General features: G+C 67.1%; 17 protein-coding genes. 3 read left to right on the forward strand and 14 right to left on the reverse strand.

All coding sequences use genetic code 11. The features are described from left to right. Positions 1 to 23: 23 nt before the first annotated feature. The 9 genes from DU478_RS20690 to DU478_RS20730 form a co-directional block, all read right to left on the reverse strand. Positions 24 to 512, reverse strand: a complete 489-nt coding sequence (locus DU478_RS20690; protein WP_114512770.1) for an Hcp family type VI secretion system effector — start codon at positions 510 to 512, stop codon at positions 24 to 26. Positions 513 to 544: 32 nt separating this feature from the next. Further along, a complete protein-coding gene (gene tssC / locus DU478_RS20695; RefSeq protein WP_114512771.1) occupies positions 545 to 2,053 on the reverse strand; it encodes a type VI secretion system contractile sheath large subunit in 1,509 nt (502 codons plus the stop codon). 3 nt (positions 2,054 to 2,056) lie between these two features. Further along, positions 2,057 to 2,590 carry a type VI secretion system contractile sheath small subunit gene (tssB, locus tag DU478_RS20700; protein ID WP_114512772.1) on the reverse strand — a complete coding sequence of 178 codons (534 nt, stop codon included), beginning with the start codon at positions 2,588 to 2,590 and terminating at the stop codon, positions 2,057 to 2,059. A 34-nt stretch (positions 2,591 to 2,624) separates the two neighbouring features. Next, the gene (tssA, locus tag DU478_RS20705; RefSeq protein WP_114512773.1) at positions 2,625 to 3,764 is read right to left on the reverse strand and encodes a type VI secretion system protein TssA; all 1,140 of its coding nucleotides are present in this window, start codon (positions 3,762 to 3,764) and stop codon (positions 2,625 to 2,627) included. A 128-nt stretch (positions 3,765 to 3,892) separates the two neighbouring features. Next, positions 3,893 to 5,530 (reverse strand): DUF4384 domain-containing protein, encoded by a 1,638-nt coding sequence (locus DU478_RS20710; RefSeq protein ID WP_114512774.1) that lies wholly within the window; start codon positions 5,528 to 5,530, stop codon positions 3,893 to 3,895. Then, positions 5,527 to 5,928 carry a biopolymer transporter ExbD gene (locus tag DU478_RS20715; RefSeq protein ID WP_114512775.1) on the reverse strand — a complete coding sequence of 134 codons (402 nt, stop codon included), beginning with the start codon at positions 5,926 to 5,928 and terminating at the stop codon, positions 5,527 to 5,529. Before DU478_RS20715 ends, DU478_RS20710 begins: the two co-directional genes overlap by 4 nt. Further along, complete coding sequence (locus tag DU478_RS20720; RefSeq protein ID WP_114512776.1) at positions 5,925 to 6,332, reverse strand: ExbD/TolR family protein; 408 nt, start codon at positions 6,330 to 6,332, stop codon at positions 5,925 to 5,927. The genes DU478_RS20715 and DU478_RS20720 overlap by 4 nt, the downstream gene beginning before the upstream one ends. Then, positions 6,329 to 6,955 (reverse strand): MotA/TolQ/ExbB proton channel family protein, encoded by a 627-nt coding sequence (locus DU478_RS20725; protein ID WP_114512777.1) that lies wholly within the window; start codon positions 6,953 to 6,955, stop codon positions 6,329 to 6,331. Before DU478_RS20725 ends, DU478_RS20720 begins: the two co-directional genes overlap by 4 nt. Before the next feature lie 3 nt (positions 6,956 to 6,958). After that, on the reverse strand, positions 6,959 to 7,375 hold the full coding sequence (locus DU478_RS20730; protein WP_114512778.1) for a hypothetical protein: 417 nt from the start codon (positions 7,373 to 7,375) through the stop codon (positions 6,959 to 6,961). Positions 7,376 to 7,569: 194 nt separating this feature from the next. Between DU478_RS20730 and DU478_RS20735 the strand changes: the two genes are divergently transcribed. Together DU478_RS20735 and DU478_RS20740 are read left to right on the forward strand one after the other, a co-directional pair. After that, on the forward strand, positions 7,570 to 7,992 hold the full coding sequence (locus DU478_RS20735) for a DUF6484 domain-containing protein (RefSeq protein WP_114512779.1): 423 nt from the start codon (positions 7,570 to 7,572) through the stop codon (positions 7,990 to 7,992). Positions 7,993 to 8,003: 11 nt separating this feature from the next. After that, a complete protein-coding gene (locus DU478_RS20740) occupies positions 8,004 to 8,351 on the forward strand; it encodes a hypothetical protein (RefSeq protein ID WP_114512780.1) in 348 nt (115 codons plus the stop codon). Positions 8,352 to 8,361: 10 nt separating this feature from the next. Here the strand turns inward: DU478_RS20740 and DU478_RS20745 are convergent, their stop codons facing one another. Genes DU478_RS20745 through tssH form a run of 5 tightly spaced genes read right to left on the reverse strand, consistent with a single transcriptional unit; the run spans position 8,362 to position 15,489 of the window. Beyond that, a complete protein-coding gene (locus DU478_RS20745; RefSeq protein WP_114512781.1) occupies positions 8,362 to 9,267 on the reverse strand; it encodes a beta propeller repeat protein in 906 nt (301 codons plus the stop codon). Beyond that, positions 9,268 to 10,581, reverse strand: coding sequence for a PAAR-like domain-containing protein (locus tag DU478_RS20750; protein ID WP_114512782.1), 1,314 nt, complete (start codon positions 10,579 to 10,581; stop codon positions 9,268 to 9,270). It lies immediately after the preceding gene. Then, a complete protein-coding gene (locus DU478_RS20755) occupies positions 10,578 to 11,612 on the reverse strand; it encodes a 3-oxoacyl-ACP synthase (RefSeq protein ID WP_114512783.1) in 1,035 nt (344 codons plus the stop codon). The genes DU478_RS20750 and DU478_RS20755 overlap by 4 nt, the downstream gene beginning before the upstream one ends. Beyond that, positions 11,609 to 12,727, reverse strand: coding sequence for a DUF2169 family type VI secretion system accessory protein (locus DU478_RS20760; RefSeq protein ID WP_114512784.1), 1,119 nt, complete (start codon positions 12,725 to 12,727; stop codon positions 11,609 to 11,611). The genes DU478_RS20755 and DU478_RS20760 overlap by 4 nt, the downstream gene beginning before the upstream one ends. 11 nt (positions 12,728 to 12,738) lie before the next feature. Continuing rightward, positions 12,739 to 15,489 (reverse strand): type VI secretion system ATPase TssH, encoded by a 2,751-nt coding sequence (tssH, locus tag DU478_RS20765; RefSeq protein ID WP_114512785.1) that lies wholly within the window; start codon positions 15,487 to 15,489, stop codon positions 12,739 to 12,741. Between the two features lie 135 nt (positions 15,490 to 15,624). Between tssH and DU478_RS20770 the strand changes: the two genes are divergently transcribed. Continuing rightward, on the forward strand, positions 15,625 to 17,718 hold the full coding sequence (locus DU478_RS20770) for a serine/threonine-protein kinase (protein ID WP_114512786.1): 2,094 nt from the start codon (positions 15,625 to 15,627) through the stop codon (positions 17,716 to 17,718). The last annotated feature ends 11 nt before the right edge of the window (positions 17,719 to 17,729 follow it).

Below are 17,729 nucleotides of genomic sequence, written 5' to 3' on the forward strand. Positions count from 1 at the left end.
TCAATGCCCCGCCCCTGCGATCCTCAGACACCCGCGGCGATGTCGTAGCTGATCTCGTGCTCGTCGCCCGCCGAGTGGTCATCGGCCTGCACGACGTATTTCACGGTGACGTTCTCGAACACGAGGCCAAGCGCCTCTTCCATGATCTCGCCGCCCTCGACATCCCCGATCCCGAGGATCTCGGATTTCGAGATGGTGACGTTCTCCATGGTGATGATCAGGTAGTCGAGATGCGCGTCACCGCTGTCCTTGCGGACCGACAGGATCATGTCCGGGAAGGACTTGCCCTGCATACAGGCCAGTTGAAGGTACGGGGTCGAGGCGTCGACGAACTTCTTGAGCATCAGGGCGCCGACCTGGGCGCGGGCGCGCGACCGGCCCTTGCCGACCTGCGCGGCCGACCCCTGTTCGATGTTCCACATGATGTCGTGGATGTCGATCTCGTCTTCGTGCTCGGTACGCTGCGATTCACCGGCGATGTCGCCGATCTTGAGATATCCGGTTAATGGCATTTGGTGGTCTCCTTTTGGTTAAATAAATTCTCTTACGATTTCACCGAGGGTAGTTCCGACACCAGCCGCAGGGACGCGTTGATCCCCTCAAGCTGGTAGTGCGGGCGGAGGAAGAACCGGGCGTTGTAATATCCGGGCCGTCCTTCAACGCTGTCCACCTGCACTTCTGCGGCGGCCAGCGGTCGTTTGGCCTTGGCCTTGTCGTCGGCCATGGCGGGGTTGGCGAGAACGTAGCGGTTGATCCACTCGCTCAACCAGACCTGCATGTCGGCACGTTCCTTGAACGTCCCGACCTTGTCCCGCGCGATCGCCTTGAGGTAATGGGCAAAGCGGCTGACGGGGAAGAGATACGGCAGGTTCGCGGACAGCCGCTCGTTCGCCTGCGCATCCGGGTCGACCAGCCGGCCGGCGCGGGTTTCGTCGTCCTGCAGGCTGTGGGCGCCGATGAAGGCGGCGACGTCGGTGTTCTTGCGGTGCAGGATCGGCATCATGCCGAGCTTGGCCAGCTCTGCCTCGCGCCGGTCGTCGATGGCGATCTCGGTGGGACATTTCATCGCCACGCTGCCGTCGTCGGTCGGGAAGGTATGCACCGGCAGGTTCATCACCGTGCCGCCCGATTCCACGCCCCGGATCTGCGTCCCCCAGCCGGAAATCTTGTGGCTGCGATTGATGTTCACGCCCATCGCAAAAGCCGCGTTCATCCAGACGTAGTTCTCGTGGTTGCCCTCGATCTCTTCCTCGAAATCGAAGCCCTTGACCGGCACCGTCTCGGCGCCGTAGGGCAGCCGTCCCAGCACGCGCGGCATGGTCAGACCGATATAGCGCGCATCCTCGCTTTCGCGCAGCGACTGCCACGAGGCATAGTCGGGGCTGCTGACGATCTGTTCGAGGTCCTGCGGGTTGGGCAGTTCCGACCAGCTTTCCATGCGGAAGAGCTGCGGCGCGGCGGCGGCGATGAACGGCGCATGCGCGGCGGCGCAGATACCGCTGAGGTTGCGCAGCATGCCCACGTCCTTGGGCTTGTGACTGAACTCGTAGGCGCCGACGATGGCGCCGAAGGGTTCGCCCCCGAACATGGAATACTCGTCGCTGTAGATCTTCTTGAAGATCGGCGACTGGTCCCACATCTGGCCCTCGTAATCCTCGAGATGATCGGCCAGTTCGTCCTTCTTGACGTTCAGCACCCGGATCTTGAGCTTCTGATCCGTTTCGGTGTTGTTGACGAGGTAATGCAGCCCGCGCCAGGTGCCTTCGATCTGGCGCACCTCGGGGGCATGCAGGATCTCGTTCATCTGCTTGGTCAGGATCTGGTCGATCCCGGCGATCAGCGACTTGATCGACTTGACCGCATTGCCGGAAATGGCCGCGGTTCCGGCTTTTTCCTGCGCGGCCAGCGCCAGGTTGGCGACCAGCGCCTGAAGCTTCTCGCCTTCGGAATCCTTGACCCGGAAATCCTTTTCCAGCAGTTCGCTGAATTCACCGAGATCAAGCGCTTCGGCTTCCGCGGCGCCGCCGGCGGCCTGCTTTTCCTGTTCAGCCATCCATCAATCCTCCTTCTTGGTGGCGGCCATCGCCTGTTCGGCGGCCTGGGCCAGCAGCGGCTGGTTGGTCAGCAGCTGCGCGATGCGCTTCTCGGCATCGACCTTGCCGTCCATGTATCCCAGCAGTTCCTCGAGCTGCTTGCGCATGGTCAGCAGTTCCGCCAGCGCGGGCACCTGTTCGGCCACCTTGTCGGGGGCGAAATCCGACATGCTCTTGAACGACAGGTCGACGAAAAGCTCTTCCTCGGCCTCTTCGCCCTCGGCGGTCGGCAGGGTGTTCTTGACCCGCGTCTTCACGCGCGGCGACAGCGCCTCCATGAACTTGGAGAAGCGGCCCGCATCGGTTTCGACGAAGGTCCGGTCGTTGATCGGCTTCTGGGCTTCCTTGGTCTCGGACGCCCCGGCAAGATCGGCCATCACGCCCATCACGAAGGGCAGTTCGATCGTGGTGGGGCTGCCGTAATGCTCCACGTCATAGGCGATCTGCACGCGCGGCGCGCGGTTTCGTTCGATGACCTTCTGCTTGCTGTCACTCATCTTCAGTCCTTCCCTTGTGCGTCAAATTCATACGTCATTTCTTCTTGCCCTCTTCCACGCCCGCGATATTGCGGAATTCCTTCAGACCCGAGGGCGCGATCTCTTCCATCAATTCGAGAAAATCCATTTTCACCATCCGCCGCATCCGCCGCGCGAGATGCGGGATCGGGCTGCTGGGTTCGGTGCGTTCGTAAAAGCCGATGATGCGCTCCAGCGCCGCCTCGACATCCTCGCGCGAGGCAACCGTCCCGGGCGGGGCGGCAGCGGCGGCCGTCGACGGGGCGGGCGCGGCACCGTTTGCCGCGGCGGGCGCAGGGGCCGCGGGGTTGTCCTCCACCGGCGCCGCATTCGCCGCCGAAGCGCCCACGGCCTTTTCCAGCGTCTGGCGGCACAGTCCCAGGAATTCGGTCAGCTCGGTCAGCGCGAGGCCCGGCTGGCTGCCAAAGCCGCCCTTCTCGTTCACCGCAGAGACCAGCGCCGCGATCGCCGTATCGCAGGCCGTGAGGCCGGCGATCATCTCCGCGGCGCGGTCGGGTTCTTCCGTGGCCATGGCGCGGGCGGCGGCGGTGACGCGGTTGACCCGTTGGCCATGCGCGGCGACCAGCGAATCCTTTTCGGCCTGGCTCAGACCCGACGCGGCCCTGTTGAGCATCTCGAAATCGCTCAGCACCGCCGCGGCCAGGTCGTCGCCGGTAATCGGCCCGATCCCGCGCGGGTTCAGCATCATCCCGAAGCGCAGGTCGCAGAGCAAGCCGTCGTCGTCGTTCTCGAGCTGCTTGATCGCGTTCAGCCGCGGCAGCGCCGCCATCTTGGCGTCGTCGCGGTCGCGCAGCGCCGGGTGCAGGCTGTCCCAATATTGCTCCACGCTGCCGGTCAGAACCGACAGACCCTCGGCGAGGCCCGCAAACCCGTTCAGGTTGTAATTCGCGCGCACAAGGATCGTGAGCAGCCGCAGGTCGCGGCCCTGGTCGGCCAGGTCGTGACCCTGATCCAGCAGCCCCTGCCAGTCCACATTCGGCACTGCCTCGGCCACGGATCCGTCTGAATTCAGCCGGTTGGACCGCGCGGCGGGATCCATCATGCGCTCCAAGGCATGGAACTGCGCGTCGTTGCGCAGTTCGTCACCCGATGGCGAATCGTCACGAATGCTGGTCAGGAGGCGATCAATGTCCATGCCTCAAAGCCTTACGAATAATCTAATCAACGTGGCGAAGTCTCTCAGATGTTTTTGATTCTGGCAACAATTCCAGCGGTATGGATTTCCACCATAGGTGGTTTGCCCGCGACACGGCGGTTTCCGGGCTAGGGCGGCGCGGGGCCGGTCTTTACGAAAAGGTAAACCCATTCGCCGCGAAACGACGGATCGGCGGCGCGCGCGTCGGCGATCCGCGCCTGCATCTCGGCGAGGTACGGCAGCGCCGGTTCCACGAGCGGCCTGTCCCCTTCGTAGAGCGGTTGGCTGGCGGCAAAGGCCACGGCGATATCCTGGCCGAACGGCGGCGCGATCCGCAGGTCGAGGTCATCGCCGCGCCCCACCGACACCGTTTCCGCCGGAGCCAGACGGCGCAGGGGACGGCGGGCGTTGGGCACGAGATGCAGCACCTGACCACTCGCGTCAAAGTAATCCACGTAGACGTAGGCGGGGTAGTCCGGCGCGGTCAGGTCGATGGTCAGGCGGTCGCCTTCGTCGAAGGCATATTCCCGCACCTGCGCGTGTTCGCCGACAAGATCGCTGTCGGTCAGCTGTTCTTCGGATTGCGGCAGGCCCATCGCGGCGATGCCGTCCAGCAGGGCGCATTGCGGGCGCGGCAGGATTTGCAGCGCATCGCGCAGCGGCAGAGCGGTTCCGACTTGCGCTTGCAGGGTTTCCAGCAGCGGCGCGCGCGCAGCCGCCTCCGGCACGTGGCCGCGCAACTCCAGCGCGCCGGTGTCAGGGTCGAAGACCGTGTGCACCCGCGCGCAGTCCGGCGCCGCCATCGCCGCTGCCATGCGGTCGCGCTGCTCCTGCCCCGCCGCTTGTCCCGGCAACAGAAACGCCTCCAGCGTGGCGAGGCTCTGCGCATCGAGGCTGACACGCCCCGCACCGCTCCACGCGAGCCCCGCCGTCACGACCGCACCGCCGGAGGCCAGCGCGGAGGCCTGCCGCGCCTGCGGCGCGCGGGCGGACAACGGCACCGGAGCGAGTGCCATTGCAGCGGCGTCTGCTCCGACCGGGGTTTCGGCCGCTACCGGCGGCGGTGTGGGTTCGGCGCGGACCCGTGCGGCAGATGGCGCATCGGCCGCGATCGGTGCCGCGTCGGCCAGCCGGGCCGACAGGACCGCGCCGACTGCTGCGACGGACATCGCCTTGACGGGCTGGGCGGGCACAGCTTCGGCGGTGTCCTGGCGCGCCGCGATGGCGGGTTGCGCCGCGGGGACGGTCCGCGCCACCACGACCCGCGCGGCGCTGGCCTGTACAGCGTCGTCCGCTGCCATCGCCCGCATCTGGTCCGGCTGGGCGGCAACGGCCTTCACCGGTTGCGCCCGCACCTCCCCCGCCCTCGCAGCAGACGGGGCAAGCGCCGCGGTCGTAGCGGCCTCGGGACGCAGCGCCGCGACCGGCGCGACCGGATCGGTCCGGGCGGACAGGACCGCGCCCGACGCGGGCAAGGCCGTCACCGCATCGGCGTTCGGGCTTTGCACCGGGGCGCGGCGCACCGGCACGGCCTGCCCCGGCATCCGCGCGCCGCTGGCCTCGGCCCGGGCCGCCTGTTCGACCTCCGGCTCCTGTGGCACCGCCCGGTCGCGCGGCACCGCCATCGTGGCCAGCATCACCCGGGTGTCGCCGCCGCCCTGTTGTGGCACCGTCCGCGGCGCCAGCCAGGGCAGCAGCGCAAGCCCCGCGCCCACGTGCAGCGCCAGCGATGCGGCGACTGCCAGACCGCCCCGCGCGACGCTCATGGCCCGGACGGGGTGACCACGATCACCACCTCCCCGAGCGCCGCCGCCTCGAGTGCCGACACCAAGGGCATCAGGTGGCGCATGGCGACGTCGCGGTGGGCGTTGATACGGATCAGGCGCGCCGCGTCCCGCGCCGCCGCCGCCTCGATCTGCGCCAGCCAGTCATCGCCCACCGCATCCCCGTTCACCGCGAGCGCGCCGTCGCGTGCCACCGACAGGGTGACGCCGCCGCCCGGCATGTCCTGTCCCGAGACGGCGATCGGCGGCACCACTTCGAACGGCGCCGAGGCGTCGAACCGCGCGACCAGCAGGAAGAACACCAGCAGGAAGAACACCACGTCGACCAGCGCGATGATCGGCTCTGCCGGAGGCCGGTGATCGGCGCGGCGCAGCCTCATGCGCCGTCCTCCAGCCGCACCAGCCGCGCATCGCCGACCCCCGCCGCCGCGACAGCGTCCATGACCTGCGTCAGCGCCCAGAGCGGCGCCGCACCCGTCGGCAGGATCAGCACCCGGGGCGCGCCGGACAGGGCCGCCGTCAACCCGGCGGGCGTCAGTGCCTGCCCGCGCAGCACCACCTCTCCGCCGGCGCCGATCCGCAAGAGCAGCGTGCCGCCCGCCACAGCGCCGCCGTCCACTTGCGCCGCTCCGGCCATCGGATCGCCGCCCCGCACCACCGGGATCATGTCGAGATCGCGGTAGACCGAGGTGACCATGAAATAGACCAGCAGGATGAACAGCACGTCGATCAGCGGCACCAGCGTTACGCGTCGCCGCACCGTCGCGGGCCGCGCCAGCCTCACGGCGTGTCCTCGCCGCCGCGCAGCCCGCGCGCGAGGGTCACGCGACCAATGAGGCGCTCCATTTCGGAGGTACCGGCTTCGACCCGCGCCTGCAGGATCGCTGCGCCGACGACTGCGGGAATCGCCACCACCAGCCCGGCTGCGGTGGTCAGCAGCGCCTGCCAGATACCGCCCGCCAGGATCGCGGCATTGGCCGACCCCTCGGCAAGTTCCAGCGAGCGGAACGACTGGATCATGCCCAGCACCGTGCCCAGCAGGCCCAGCAGTGGCGCGATCATGCCCACCAGTTCCAGCAGCCGGATGCCGCGCCCCATCGCCGCCACTTCGGCATTGCCCAACTGCTGCAGATCCGCGGCCAGCAGAGGCGCAGGCACCTTCCGCCGCAGCAAATCTCCGGCCCGCAGCGCGACCCGCCCCGCCGGCGCGCGGTTGTCACCGGGCGGGTCGGGCCAGCCCTGACCGGATTCGATCGCATGCAGCCAGTCGGCGCGCGCCCCCTGCCCCGCGCTCAGCCCGCGCAGCGCCAGAAGCCGCGCCACGAAAACCGACAAGGACACTACCGACAGCACGGCCAGCACCAGCAGGACGGGCCCCGCGCTCCCCAGTTCATCGAGACCGATCATGGCCTATTTCACCAGTGGTGTGGCCGCCTTGCTTTGCAGCGCCAGCACGGCAAAGCAGTCCATCTCCTCGCCGTTTTGCGGACGGCAGGCCGAGATGTCGTGCAGCAGGATTTCCGAGATGCCGTCACAGGCGATGCCGGGAAATTCGAACAGCTTCAGCGTTGTTCGCTCCAGCGGCAGCGGGGCCGCATCGACGGTCAGCAGCTGGTCGATGACGCCGCCGGTGTCGAGGATCGCAAGCGACAGTTCGAATGCCGCGAGCGTGCGGCCCAGATCGTTGCGGAAGAGGAAAAAGGCACGGCAGGTGCCGGCGTCACCGGCTTCGAGCTTGTTGAGTTCGACGGTCAGGCCGCCGTCCTGCGCCTGCGCGGGTCCCGACAGGGCAAGCGCGGCCAACACGGCCAGGGGGAATCGTTTCAATGCAAGGCTCCTTTTTGTAATGACCCAGGAATAACAGTTTTCGCCGCGCCTTTGGGCAATTTTGCGCGGCGGACCGCCGGTGCGCGACCCGACTTCGGCGGGCCCGCGGGCCCGCCTCTGCAAAGCCCTTGGTGAATCGACGGCGCCGTGAAATACTGCATCCATTGGTTGAAGCACATTGCGGAGTGACGGACATGGATGTCAGGGAACAGGTCGATGGCGTGGTGATCGGCCTTCTGCTGGGATTTCGGGACGGCGCGCCGCTTGTGGTCTTTCCCTCCAACCCCCACGATCACGCGATTCCCGCCCGCAGCCTCTGCGCGCTGACCGCCGAGGACGCGGGCCGCGAGGTCGCCCTCCTGTTCGAGGACGGCGCCCGCGACCGGCCGCTGATCATCGGCCGCATCGTCGAACCGGCGCGGCAGGATAGTGCGCCCCAGGTCATCCACGACGGCGAGACCACCCGCATCACCGCGCAGGACCGGATCGAACTGCGCGTCGGCAAGGCCGCCATCGTGATGGAAAAGGACGGCCACATCACTATCCGCGGCACCCACCTGGTCAGCCATGCCTCGGCGTCCAACCACATCCGCGGCGGGTCCGTGAACCTGAACTGACGGACCCGACCATGCCCGTGCCGATCCTCGAAGACATCGTGCGGCAACATGCCGAAGAGGCGGCGCATCTATGGTGCGTCTACGATTTCCACCTGCTGAACCCCGACGACAATCCCGACATGGACGAAGAGCGCCTGTCACGCCTGATCGAGCGGCTGGATGCGCATCTTGACGGGGTCCGGGTGGCCGGAGAGGGTGGAGTTACCATCGCGCAGGAGCGCTACGACGACTTTCCCGAGGCCGGAGAGCTGTTCGTGCTGCGGATGCTGCAACCGGGCGCGCGGCACCTGACGGTCCGCGACCTCGACCTCGACGCGGTGCGCCGCTACCTCGCCGCGCACCTGCCCGCCGACGCCTGAGGCGGTCGGATCATTCGGACTGCACCGGCACCTCGTCGAACGCCTCCCAGGTGTCGCCGCGCAGACGCAGCACGTCCTTTTCGCCCAGCGACCAGAGCGAGTCCGGCCCGCGCGCGAGGTTGTAGAAGGTTTCCGCCAGCTCCATCGCATCCGGGTCGACCGCCAGTCCCTCATCGCGGTCGAAGATCATCAGTGCCCGGTGCATCGCAACCCGCACATGCCCGGCATATTCCGCGATGCCCCAGATGTCGGCCAGTGGTTCCGGGGGCGTCACCACTTCGAAGGAATCGCGGCGGCCATGGGCCACCACACCGGCCTGGCCGCCGAGGTAAACCACGCCGTCGTCCGCGCAGGTGACGCAGAGAAAGGCCAGGTTGGTCGTCGCCTGCACCGGCGTCCAGACCGCGCCATCGTACCACCAGATCACCCCGTCGCGGCCCGCGGCGTAAAGCTCTGAGGCCGAGAAGCCCGCGATCGCCTCGAAGTGGTTTTCGGGGTAGTCCTCCTGCAGATCGGCGTCCGGGCCGATGTCTTCCCAATCCTCGGTGTTCCGCCGGCGGTAGACCTGGTGGTTGCCGCCGCAGACCAGCACCGCGCCGTCGATGGCCAGCAGGTCACGCAACGGCGCGCGCAGGTCGTCGATGCCGTCCTCGGTCACGCCTGTCTCGTCCAGGATCAGGACGTCGCCGCCTTCGGCCACCGCCCAGAGCAGACCGCGCGCGTCATAGTCGAGCCCTACGAAGGTCATCGGGAACAGGCCCCGATCCTGTGCGAGGCTGTCGGTGATCGTATATATCGACCCGTGCGGAAAGCTGTCGTCGAAAGCGAATTCGTCCAGGATCACCGCGCCAGCCGCGATGGAATCGTCGCGCACCGCGGCGACGGTCAGGGACATTTCTTTCAGCAGCGGCAGCATCTAGCCCCCTCCCCCACTTGCGCGAAGCTTGGCGGCGCGCACCTTGCCCATCTTGACCGCATCGGGAATTTCCTTGCTCGACCGGCCGCACTTGTCCGCCCGAAGCGGCGTTTCGTCCTTCGCTCCAAGCGTATTGACATGGTAATCGTCCAGTTGCGCCTCGATACAGGCCGGGTCGCATTTCGACAGAGGAAAGGTCTTTTCCATCGCCTTGATGGCTTCTTTCTTCTGCTCTCCATAGGTCATCGAGGTCTTTTTCTGCGGCTTCGACTGCCCTTGGACCTGCAGCGGAACGTTTTCGATTGAATGTCCCCGTGCCATGATCGCGGCCTTCATTTCGGTATGCATCATGCCGTGCGATCCGGTGGTATTGGAACAGCCTTCGGCGCAGACCACCGGCGCCTTTTTGGGGTCGTAAGGCGGCGGTTTCTTGTAGCCCGCCGGCGGCTTTTCGGGCGGGGTGTGAATCACCAGCGGCAGTTCGCCCGGCTTCGGGTTCTCGCCCCGGCCCTTGTTGAAGAAGGACGAGGCCGGCACCACGTGGTGCCCGGTCTGCCCCGGACAGGGGCAGGTGTTGCCGTCGCCGTATTCAGGCAACTTGCACGCCAGCGCGGCAAGACAGCCATCCTTCTGCGCCTTGTCGGCCATCGCGATGAGCTCTTCGTTGGTGCGCACCTTTCCGGCGGCCACCCTGGGCGACTTCGACGGTTTCGGGGCCGAGCTGCGGTCCGACGGACCGGAATGGGTAAAGCCATCGGTCTCGCGCTTGCCCGGAGACTTGTCGAGCCCGGCCTTCTTGCAGGATGCGGCGACGTCTTCCTCGCTTTTGCAGGCCTCCTGGATCTTGGCCTTTTCGCCCGCGCAGGGGTCGCCGGGCGGCGGAACCCAGGGCTGGCCGATCTTGGGCCAGGGCGGCACGTTCGGCGGCGAGCCGTGGTTGTTGGTCGAAATGTCCGAGAACCGGGTGAGGTTCTTGCCCTCGGCCTTCACGTTCATCGAAAACGCCTGGGAATAACTCTTGCCGGTGTTCTTGGAACTGACGACGCCCTTCTTGGCCGCCGCCCCGGCCTCGTCGCCGGTGGTCTTGGTGAAGTAGGACGAATTCTTCTGGTTGACCGTCTTGCCGCCGATCTTGACCGTGCCGGTGCCCTTGTCGGTGTCGCTGTCCATGCCGAAGTTGGGATAGGGGATCGGCACGCCCGGCGGCGTCGGCGGCGCCTCGGGCGGGGTCATGCAGACATCGGGAAAGGCCGCGATGATCTTGTTGGCCTGTGCCTTGCAGGACACTTCAAGCGCGTTTGCGAACACCGTCATGCCGCCGCCCTCCTCTCGGCCGAGCGGAACACCGCGGCGCCGCAACCGCCGTCGTCGCCCGAGGCTTCGATCATCAGCGGATTACCGGGACTGTAGCCCTTCTCGAACGCGGTCAGCGCCCATCCCACCATCAGCGGCACCATCGCCGCGCCGACGTTGCCGACCGAATCCGCGGGCGTCCACAGGTCCTGCACATCACGGTGTTCGCGCAGCAGCCGCTGCATCGCCAGCGCCGCCTGCTTGAAGAAATACGCCTCTCCCGACATGTCCGTGACGCGGTAGTCTATCGCGCCATAGGTGATGCCGGACATCACCAGCGCATCACGACAGGCGGTGGTCATGCCGTCGCCGCGCAGGGGCCTGTCTGCGGAATTGTAGAGATAGGCGTCTTCCCGCGCGAGCCCGAGACCGGTGAGGGTGAAATGCGTGGGCGGACCGGCAGCGCAGAGGATCGCCGCCGCCGCCTCTCCGGGGATGAACCCGTTGGCGTTGCCGGGCATCAGCAGGCGGCGTTCGCGCAGGAAATGCGCCACCGCCGGCCCGGTCAGCAGGCTGTCCACTCCCAGGATCAGCGCGTGCTTCGCCTCGCCGCGGGAGAACATCCGTCGCACCCGTTCGAGCGCCACGATCCCCGAAGGGCGGCCATGGCTAACCGTGTGCAGCTTGGTCCGCGCCGGCAGGCCCGAGAACTCCAGCACCCGCGCGCCGAAGCGGTCGACGTCGCGCACCGGGCGGCCCGGGCGGCTGTCTTCCGCCAGGCAAAGAATGACCTGCAGGTCGGCGCGCGCAGCGTCCTGACCGTCCAGCGCGTCGACCACCGCCCCGGCGGCCAGGTGCGCCATCCGCTTTTCGCCCAGCCAGTCGCGCGGCAGCGGCACCGGCGCGCCAAGCAGCCAGTCGCCGCCGGGCACGATGAACTGCGTCTCGACGATCCCGTCGAGCGCCCCGCGCATCGCCGCGCAGCTTGATGCGGCATCGAGCCCGACCGCGGTCACCATGCCCGTCGACAGGATATTGACGCCGCTGCTCATGCCGGCGTGTCCGTGTCCGCATCCACCGGGCGGCGGCCGCGGTCGGCGGTCAGGTCGCGGTAGGCTTTGCCCGTCCGCTTGGCGCGCAGCTGGCCGGGGCGCGGCCGGCCGATCCAGGCTTCGGTGAACTCGGTCACCAGCCGCTTCATCGGCACCTGCACACGCCAGACCAGCGACAGCCGCCGCGCCTCGGTGTCGAACAGCAGCGTGTCGGGATGAAGCACGCCCTCGAAGGCACAGTCCCAGTCGCGATAGAGCCGCAGCGGCAGGCTCGGGTCCGGCAGACGGAACGCCTCGCGCCCGGACGGCGTGAGGTTGAGGATCACCACCTCGAGGCTGCGCTGCGGCTTGTCGATCTGCTGGTCCGGCCCGACCTGCTGGTAATGGCGTTCGTCGAAATCCTCCGGCAGGAAGGGAAAGACGTTGTCCTGCCAGTGCTGGTCGTAGGTGCCGCCCAGGCGCAGGCGGTCAGGCCGACCGCGCCAGACCGGGCCCAGGGCCATCGGGCGATAGTCTCCGTAGGGCGAGGTGACGGGCACGCCCACCTCTTCGGTATTGGGCAGCGGCTGACCGGACAGCTTGGACTGGTTGCGGAACGAGGCAAAGCCGCGGCCGTGCGGATTGTCCATGTAGGCGGGCGGTTTCGGATCGTCTGGGTTGAGCCGGTCGATACCCCCGAACGCGGTTTCATAGCCAAAGGGCTGCCGGGTAAAGGGATAGGGATCGGTGGTCATCACCTGCGGGCCCATCACCCGCCATTCGCGGTGGCCGGTGACGTGGAACTGCTTCTGCCAGGACCCGACCCGCAGACCGACCTGCACACGCGGCACCCGGCGCCCGCCCGGCGAATAGGCCGCGCCCTGCAGGACGATATCGCATTTCGGCTTGCGAAAGGCGAAGTCGGTCTCCCACCGCGTCGCGGAAAAGCCCGGCTCCCCGGTCAGTTCGTCCGCATAGACCAGCGGCGACTGGTCCGCCACCGGCTGCGGTGCCGCCCCGGCCCGGTCGGGAAAGGCAAAGGTGCCCTTGATGACGAAGACGAAATGTTCCCGCCCCGCCACATCCATGCCGACGGTATGCTGATGGACAAAGCCCGGCCGGTTAAAGACCCTCATGGCCTCTTACCTCACGCAAACTCATAGCCGAAGCCCTCCGCCCCGCCGGTCACCGTCACGCGGCCGAGGTCCCTGCCCTCCAGCCGCCAGCTCAGGATTCGGCGGCTGAGCTCGGGCATCAGCGTGTTTGTGAGGATCGCGTCGATCATCCGGCCGCCGCTTTCGATCTCGGTGCAACGGTCCTTGATCACCTGCATGGCGCCGTCGCCGATCACCAACTCGGCGCCGTAGCCTTCGCCCAGCCGTTTGGCGAGGCTGCGCAGCTTGTGGCCCGCGATCGCCTCGATCATCGTATCCGACAGCGGGTAATAGGGGATCGTCACCACCCGCCCCAGAAGCGCCGCCGGAAAGACGTCGAGCAGCGGCTTGCGCAGCGCGGCGTTCAGTTCCTCGGCATCGGCGGCGACCTTGCCGTCCTCGGTCATCGCCATGATCTCGTCAGAGCCGACATTCGAGGTCAGCAGGATCAGTGTGTTCTTGAAGTCGATCCGCCGGCCTTCGCTGTCGTCCATCATGCCCTTGTCGAAGACCTGGAAAAAGATTTCGTGCACATCCGAATGGGCCTTTTCCACCTCGTCCAGCAGGACGACGGAATAGGGCCGCCGCCGCACCGCTTCGGTCAGGATGCCGCCCTTGCCGTAGCCCACGTATCCCGGCGGCGCGCCCTTCAGCGTGCTGACCGTATGCGCCTCCTGAAACTCGCTCATATTGATCGAGATGAGGTTGTCCTCGCCGCCGTACATGAGTTCTGCCAGCGCCAGCGCGGTTTCGGTCTTGCCGACGCCGGACGGGCCGCAAAGCATGAAGACGCCCACCGGTTTCTCGGGCGGCTTGAGCCCCGCCGCAGAGGTCTGGATGCGGTTCGCGATCATTTCCATCGCGTGATCCTGACCGACCACACGCTCGGCCAGGGTCTGGGCCAGCGACAGCGCGCGCTCGGTCTGGCTGGCCAGCATCCGGCCCATGGGAATGCCGGTCCAGTCCTGCACCACGGCGCCCACCGCCAGCCGGTCGACCGAGGGCAGGATCAGCGGCGTTTCGCCCTGCGCCATCGCCAGCTCGGCCATCTGCGCCTTGAGCCGCGTCAGAGTCGCGTCGCGGTCGAAAGGCTCTGTTTCCCCCTCATCGGTGACTTCCATCTCCGGCGCGCCTTCGGCTTCGGCCATCTCCTCGACCGCCTCGGCATCGGCATCGCCCAGATCGCCGGTGTCGTCCACCGCCGCCCCGAGTCCGCGCAACTGCGCCCGCAGGTCCAGGATCTCGTCCACCAGGACCTTCTCCGCATCCCAGCGCGCCGCCGCCGCCTCCATCGCCGCCGAGGCTTCGGCGAGACCCGCCTGCACCGCCGCCTTGCGCTCTTCGACCTCGATGCCGATGGCTTCCTCGCGCGAAATGATACCGTCCTCGATCTCCAGCGCATCGAGCCGGCGCTGGATGTCCTCGACCTCCGCGGGCGTCGCATGCTGGCTGACCGCGACCCGCGCGCAGGCGGTGTCCAGGAGGCTGATCGCCTTGTCGGGCAGTTGCCGCGACGGAATATAGCGATGCGACAGCTTCACCGCCGCCTCGATCGCCTCGTCCAGCAGTTCGACCTTGTGATGTTTCTCGAGCACCCCCGCGACGCCCCGGCACATGAGAATGGCCTTGGCCTCGTCCGGTTCCTCGACCTTGACCACCTGGAACCGGCGGGTCAGGGCCGGATCAGGTTCGATATGCTGCTTGTATTCGGCCCAGGTCGTGGCCGCGATGGTGCGCAACTCGCCCCGCGCCAGCGCCGGTTTCAGCAGGTTCGCCGCGTCGCCGGTTCCGGCCGCGCCCCCTGCCCCGATCAGCGTATGCGCCTCGTCGATGAACAGGATGATCGGCACGTCGCTCGACTGCACCTCGTCGATCACCGCCTTCAGACGCTTCTCGAACTCGCCCTTCACGCTAGCCCCGGCCTGCATCAGCCCGATGTCGAGCATGTGCAGGTGCACGTTCGCCAGTTGCGGCGGCACGTCGCCCTTGGCCAAACGCTGGGCAAAGCCCTCGACCACCGCCGTCTTGCCCACCCCGGCCTCGCCGGTGAGGATCGGGTTGTTCTGCTTGCGCCGCATCAGGATGTCGACGATCTGGCGGATCTCGGGGTCGCGCCCCACCACCGGGTCCATCTTGCCGGACTTCGCCCGCTCAGTCAGGTCGGTGGCATATTGCTCCAGCGCCGACTTGCCGCCGGGCTTGGCCTTGGCCCCCTTCGGCGCCTCCTCGGCCACCGAGTCGCCGCTGCGCTCGATCGACGCCGCCAGAAGGTTGTCGAGGTCGGCGATCATCGCATCCGGGTCGAACTTGTCGAATTCGAGACTGATCTTGAACAGCAGCCCCTCGAGCACCGGCACCTTCAGCGCCGCGAGGATCACATAGGCAGACCGCACGGAATCGTCGCCGTAGTCGAAGGATCCGAAGTTCCAGCCTTCCTGGATCGCGCGGAAGATGTGGTCGGAAAACTCTTCGACCGACCCCGCACCATGCGGGAGCGCATCGGTGGCCTTGAGCACGTCGCCGTCGAACCTGTGCCGGTCGACCCCAGCCGCCTGCATCAAGAGCGCCAGGTCGGACCCTTCGGTATCGGCCAGCGCGGTGATGAAATGCACCAGTTCCACATAGGGATTGCCGCGCCGCTTCGCCGCCTGGGCCGCCCCGGAAAAAGCCTTGAGGCAGACCGGGTTCAGCTTGCCAACCAGTTCCTTGCGCTTGATGGTTTCGGTCGATCCGCGTGTCGCCATCTGCGGCACCCTCCAAAATATATTGTTGTCACCGAAAGCCGGTGGAATAATCAAATCGAGTTATTCCCGTATGATAGTCCGGTTTCGATTTGGAATCGACAGTTTTGATAGGCCCACGGGCAGAGAGGGTTTTCGATGATCGATCCGCAGCCTTCGGATATTTTCCGGCCCGGCCAGGTGCTGAACAACACCTATGAAATCCGCGGAATCCTGGGCCGCGGCGGCACCGGAGAGGTCTACCTGGCCTTCAACCAGATCTCCGAGCGAACCTTGGCCATCAAGGCGCTGAACGCGCGGTTCTCGGGCAATTCCGACTATGTCGAGCTCATGAAGCGCGAAGAGCAGATGCGCAGCATCATGCACGATTCGGTTGTGCGCTACTCCGAATGCTCGCGCACGGACGAAGGCCATGTTTTCCTCGTCATGGACTATGTCGAGGGCGTGCCGCTCAGCAAGCTGATGTTCGACCGCCGGGTCGAGGAACGCGAATTGCTGATCGTGGCGCACCGGGTGCTGAGCGGCCTGGTGGCGACCCACGCGCAGGGCATCGTGCACCGCGACCTGTCGCCCGACAACATCATCCTGCGCGGCGGCGCGCCCGAGCGGGCGACGATCATCGACTTCGGCATCGCCAAGGACACGGCCACCGGCGCGCGCACCATCGTCGGCACGAACTTTGCCGGAAAGTACGAATATGCCGCGCCCGAACAGCTTGAAGGCCATGCCGATTTCCGGACCGACCTCTACGCGCTCGGCGCGTCGCTGCTGGCCGTGGCCCGGCGCGAGGTGCCGGATGTCGGCACCAATCCGGGCGCGGTGGTGCGGTTCAAGCGCGATGCGCTCGACACCTCCGGCATCGGCGCGCCGCTGCGGGACCTTATCGACTGGCTGACCGCCCCCGACCCGGCCGACCGGCCCGCGACCGCGTCCGCGGCGCTGGAGCGGCTCGATTCCTGGCTGAAACCCGATAGCCACCCGACCACCAAGGTGCCCGGCGGCAAGACCTCAAGGGGCGCGCCCAAGGCATTGATCGCCGCCGGCGTCGTGATCGTGGCCGGTCTCGGGCTCTGGGCGTCGGGGGTGTTGTCGGGTCTGGGCACGCAGCCCCTGCCCGTCGCCAGCCCCTACCGGCTGACCGCCGCCGCCGGCGCCGAAGGCGCCAGCCTCTCGGGCAACGCGCCAGACGCCGAGACCGCCGCCACGCTGCGCGCCGCCTTTGGCGAAACCACCGGCAGCCCGGCACCGGACGACGCGCTGACCCTCGCTACCGGCCTGCCCTCTCCCGACTGGCCCGGCCATGCCGCCGATCTGCTGACGCTGATGCAGCCCCTGACCCGCTGGGACGTGGCAGTGAGTGACGCCAGCGCCAGGGTCTCCGGCCTCGCGCCGGACATCACCACGCGCGACGCGCTGGATGCATCGCTCGCCGAATGGCAGGCCGCGACGGGCATGACGCTGAGCACCGATCTGCTGGCCGGCCCCGAAAAGCTCGACCCCGCCGCGCTCGACCCTGTTCTGGTCCAACTGGCCACCTGCGGCCCCTTGCGCCAGCAACGGACGGAAGACGCCCCCTATGCGCTTTTGGACACCGTCACCGTAACGGGCGACGTGGCCGACGCTACCGATGTGCAGGCCATCGAAGCCGCGCTGGCGCCGATGATCGGTGACCGCAGCCTGCGCCCCCTGGTCACCGTCCTGAACGAGGACCTCTGCGCCATCCGCGCGGTGCTGCCGCCCGCGCCGCCGGGCGCCGTGTCGATCTGGCTGGGGCGCGGCGACACCGGAGAGGCGGCGCTTACTGGCGTGTTCCGCACCGACGAGAACCCCGTAGTCGACATCCAGCTGCCCGCCGACATCACCGGCGCCTCGCTCTGGGTGATGGTGGTGGACAACACCGGCAAGGTCTTTCATGTCCTGCCCAATATCAACCGCACGGACCATTTGGTCGACGACCTGGGCGAGGTGCAAAACGGCCTGCGCCGCATCCGTGTGCTGTGGTCGCTTGACGAGTTCGGCGCCGATCCCAAGCGGTTGGCGATGCAGGTGACAGAAGGAGATTACGGCAAATCCGAAGTTATCGCGATCCTGTCGAAAGAACCGCTTTTCGATATGCGCCGCCCGCGCGACGAAAGCGTAAGCTCTCTGGCCGAAGCGCTGGCGGACACGCTCCAGGGTCGCGAAGACCAGATCATCGGGGTCGCGTCCCGGATCATCGACGCGCGGCCTTGAAATCGGGTCGA

This window comes from Thalassococcus profundi (assembly GCF_003344785.1).
Lineage (GTDB): Bacteria > Pseudomonadota > Alphaproteobacteria > Rhodobacterales > Rhodobacteraceae > Puniceibacterium > Puniceibacterium profundi.

What these genes read in the sequence shown, in the direction of transcription:
- DU478_RS20690 (WP_114512770.1), bottom strand. Translation starts at nt 512, where the DNA reads ATGCCATTAACCGGATATCTCAAGATCGGCGACATCGCCGGTGAATCG.
- tssC (WP_114512771.1), bottom strand. Translation starts at nt 2,053, where the DNA reads ATGGCTGAACAGGAAAAGCAGGCCGCCGGCGGCGCCGCGGAAGCCGAA.
- tssB (WP_114512772.1), bottom strand. Translation starts at nt 2,590, where the DNA reads ATGAGTGACAGCAAGCAGAAGGTCATCGAACGAAACCGCGCGCCGCGC.
- tssA (WP_114512773.1), bottom strand. Translation starts at nt 3,764, where the DNA reads ATGGACATTGATCGCCTCCTGACCAGCATTCGTGACGATTCGCCATCG.
- DU478_RS20710 (WP_114512774.1), bottom strand. Translation starts at nt 5,530, where the DNA reads ATGAGCGTCGCGCGGGGCGGTCTGGCAGTCGCCGCATCGCTGGCGCTG.
- DU478_RS20715 (WP_114512775.1), bottom strand. Translation starts at nt 5,928, where the DNA reads ATGAGGCTGCGCCGCGCCGATCACCGGCCTCCGGCAGAGCCGATCATC.
- DU478_RS20725 (WP_114512777.1), bottom strand. Translation starts at nt 6,955, where the DNA reads ATGATCGGTCTCGATGAACTGGGGAGCGCGGGGCCCGTCCTGCTGGTG.
- DU478_RS20735 (WP_114512779.1), top strand. Translation starts at nt 7,570, where the DNA reads ATGGATGTCAGGGAACAGGTCGATGGCGTGGTGATCGGCCTTCTGCTG.
- DU478_RS20740 (WP_114512780.1), top strand. Translation starts at nt 8,004, where the DNA reads ATGCCCGTGCCGATCCTCGAAGACATCGTGCGGCAACATGCCGAAGAG.
- DU478_RS20745 (WP_114512781.1), bottom strand. Translation starts at nt 9,267, where the DNA reads ATGCTGCCGCTGCTGAAAGAAATGTCCCTGACCGTCGCCGCGGTGCGC.
- DU478_RS20750 (WP_114512782.1), bottom strand. Translation starts at nt 10,581, where the DNA reads ATGACGGTGTTCGCAAACGCGCTTGAAGTGTCCTGCAAGGCACAGGCC.
- DU478_RS20755 (WP_114512783.1), bottom strand. Translation starts at nt 11,612, where the DNA reads ATGAGCAGCGGCGTCAATATCCTGTCGACGGGCATGGTGACCGCGGTC.
- DU478_RS20760 (WP_114512784.1), bottom strand. Translation starts at nt 12,727, where the DNA reads ATGAGGGTCTTTAACCGGCCGGGCTTTGTCCATCAGCATACCGTCGGC.
- tssH (WP_114512785.1), bottom strand. Translation starts at nt 15,489, where the DNA reads ATGGCGACACGCGGATCGACCGAAACCATCAAGCGCAAGGAACTGGTT.
- DU478_RS20770 (WP_114512786.1), top strand. Translation starts at nt 15,625, where the DNA reads ATGATCGATCCGCAGCCTTCGGATATTTTCCGGCCCGGCCAGGTGCTG.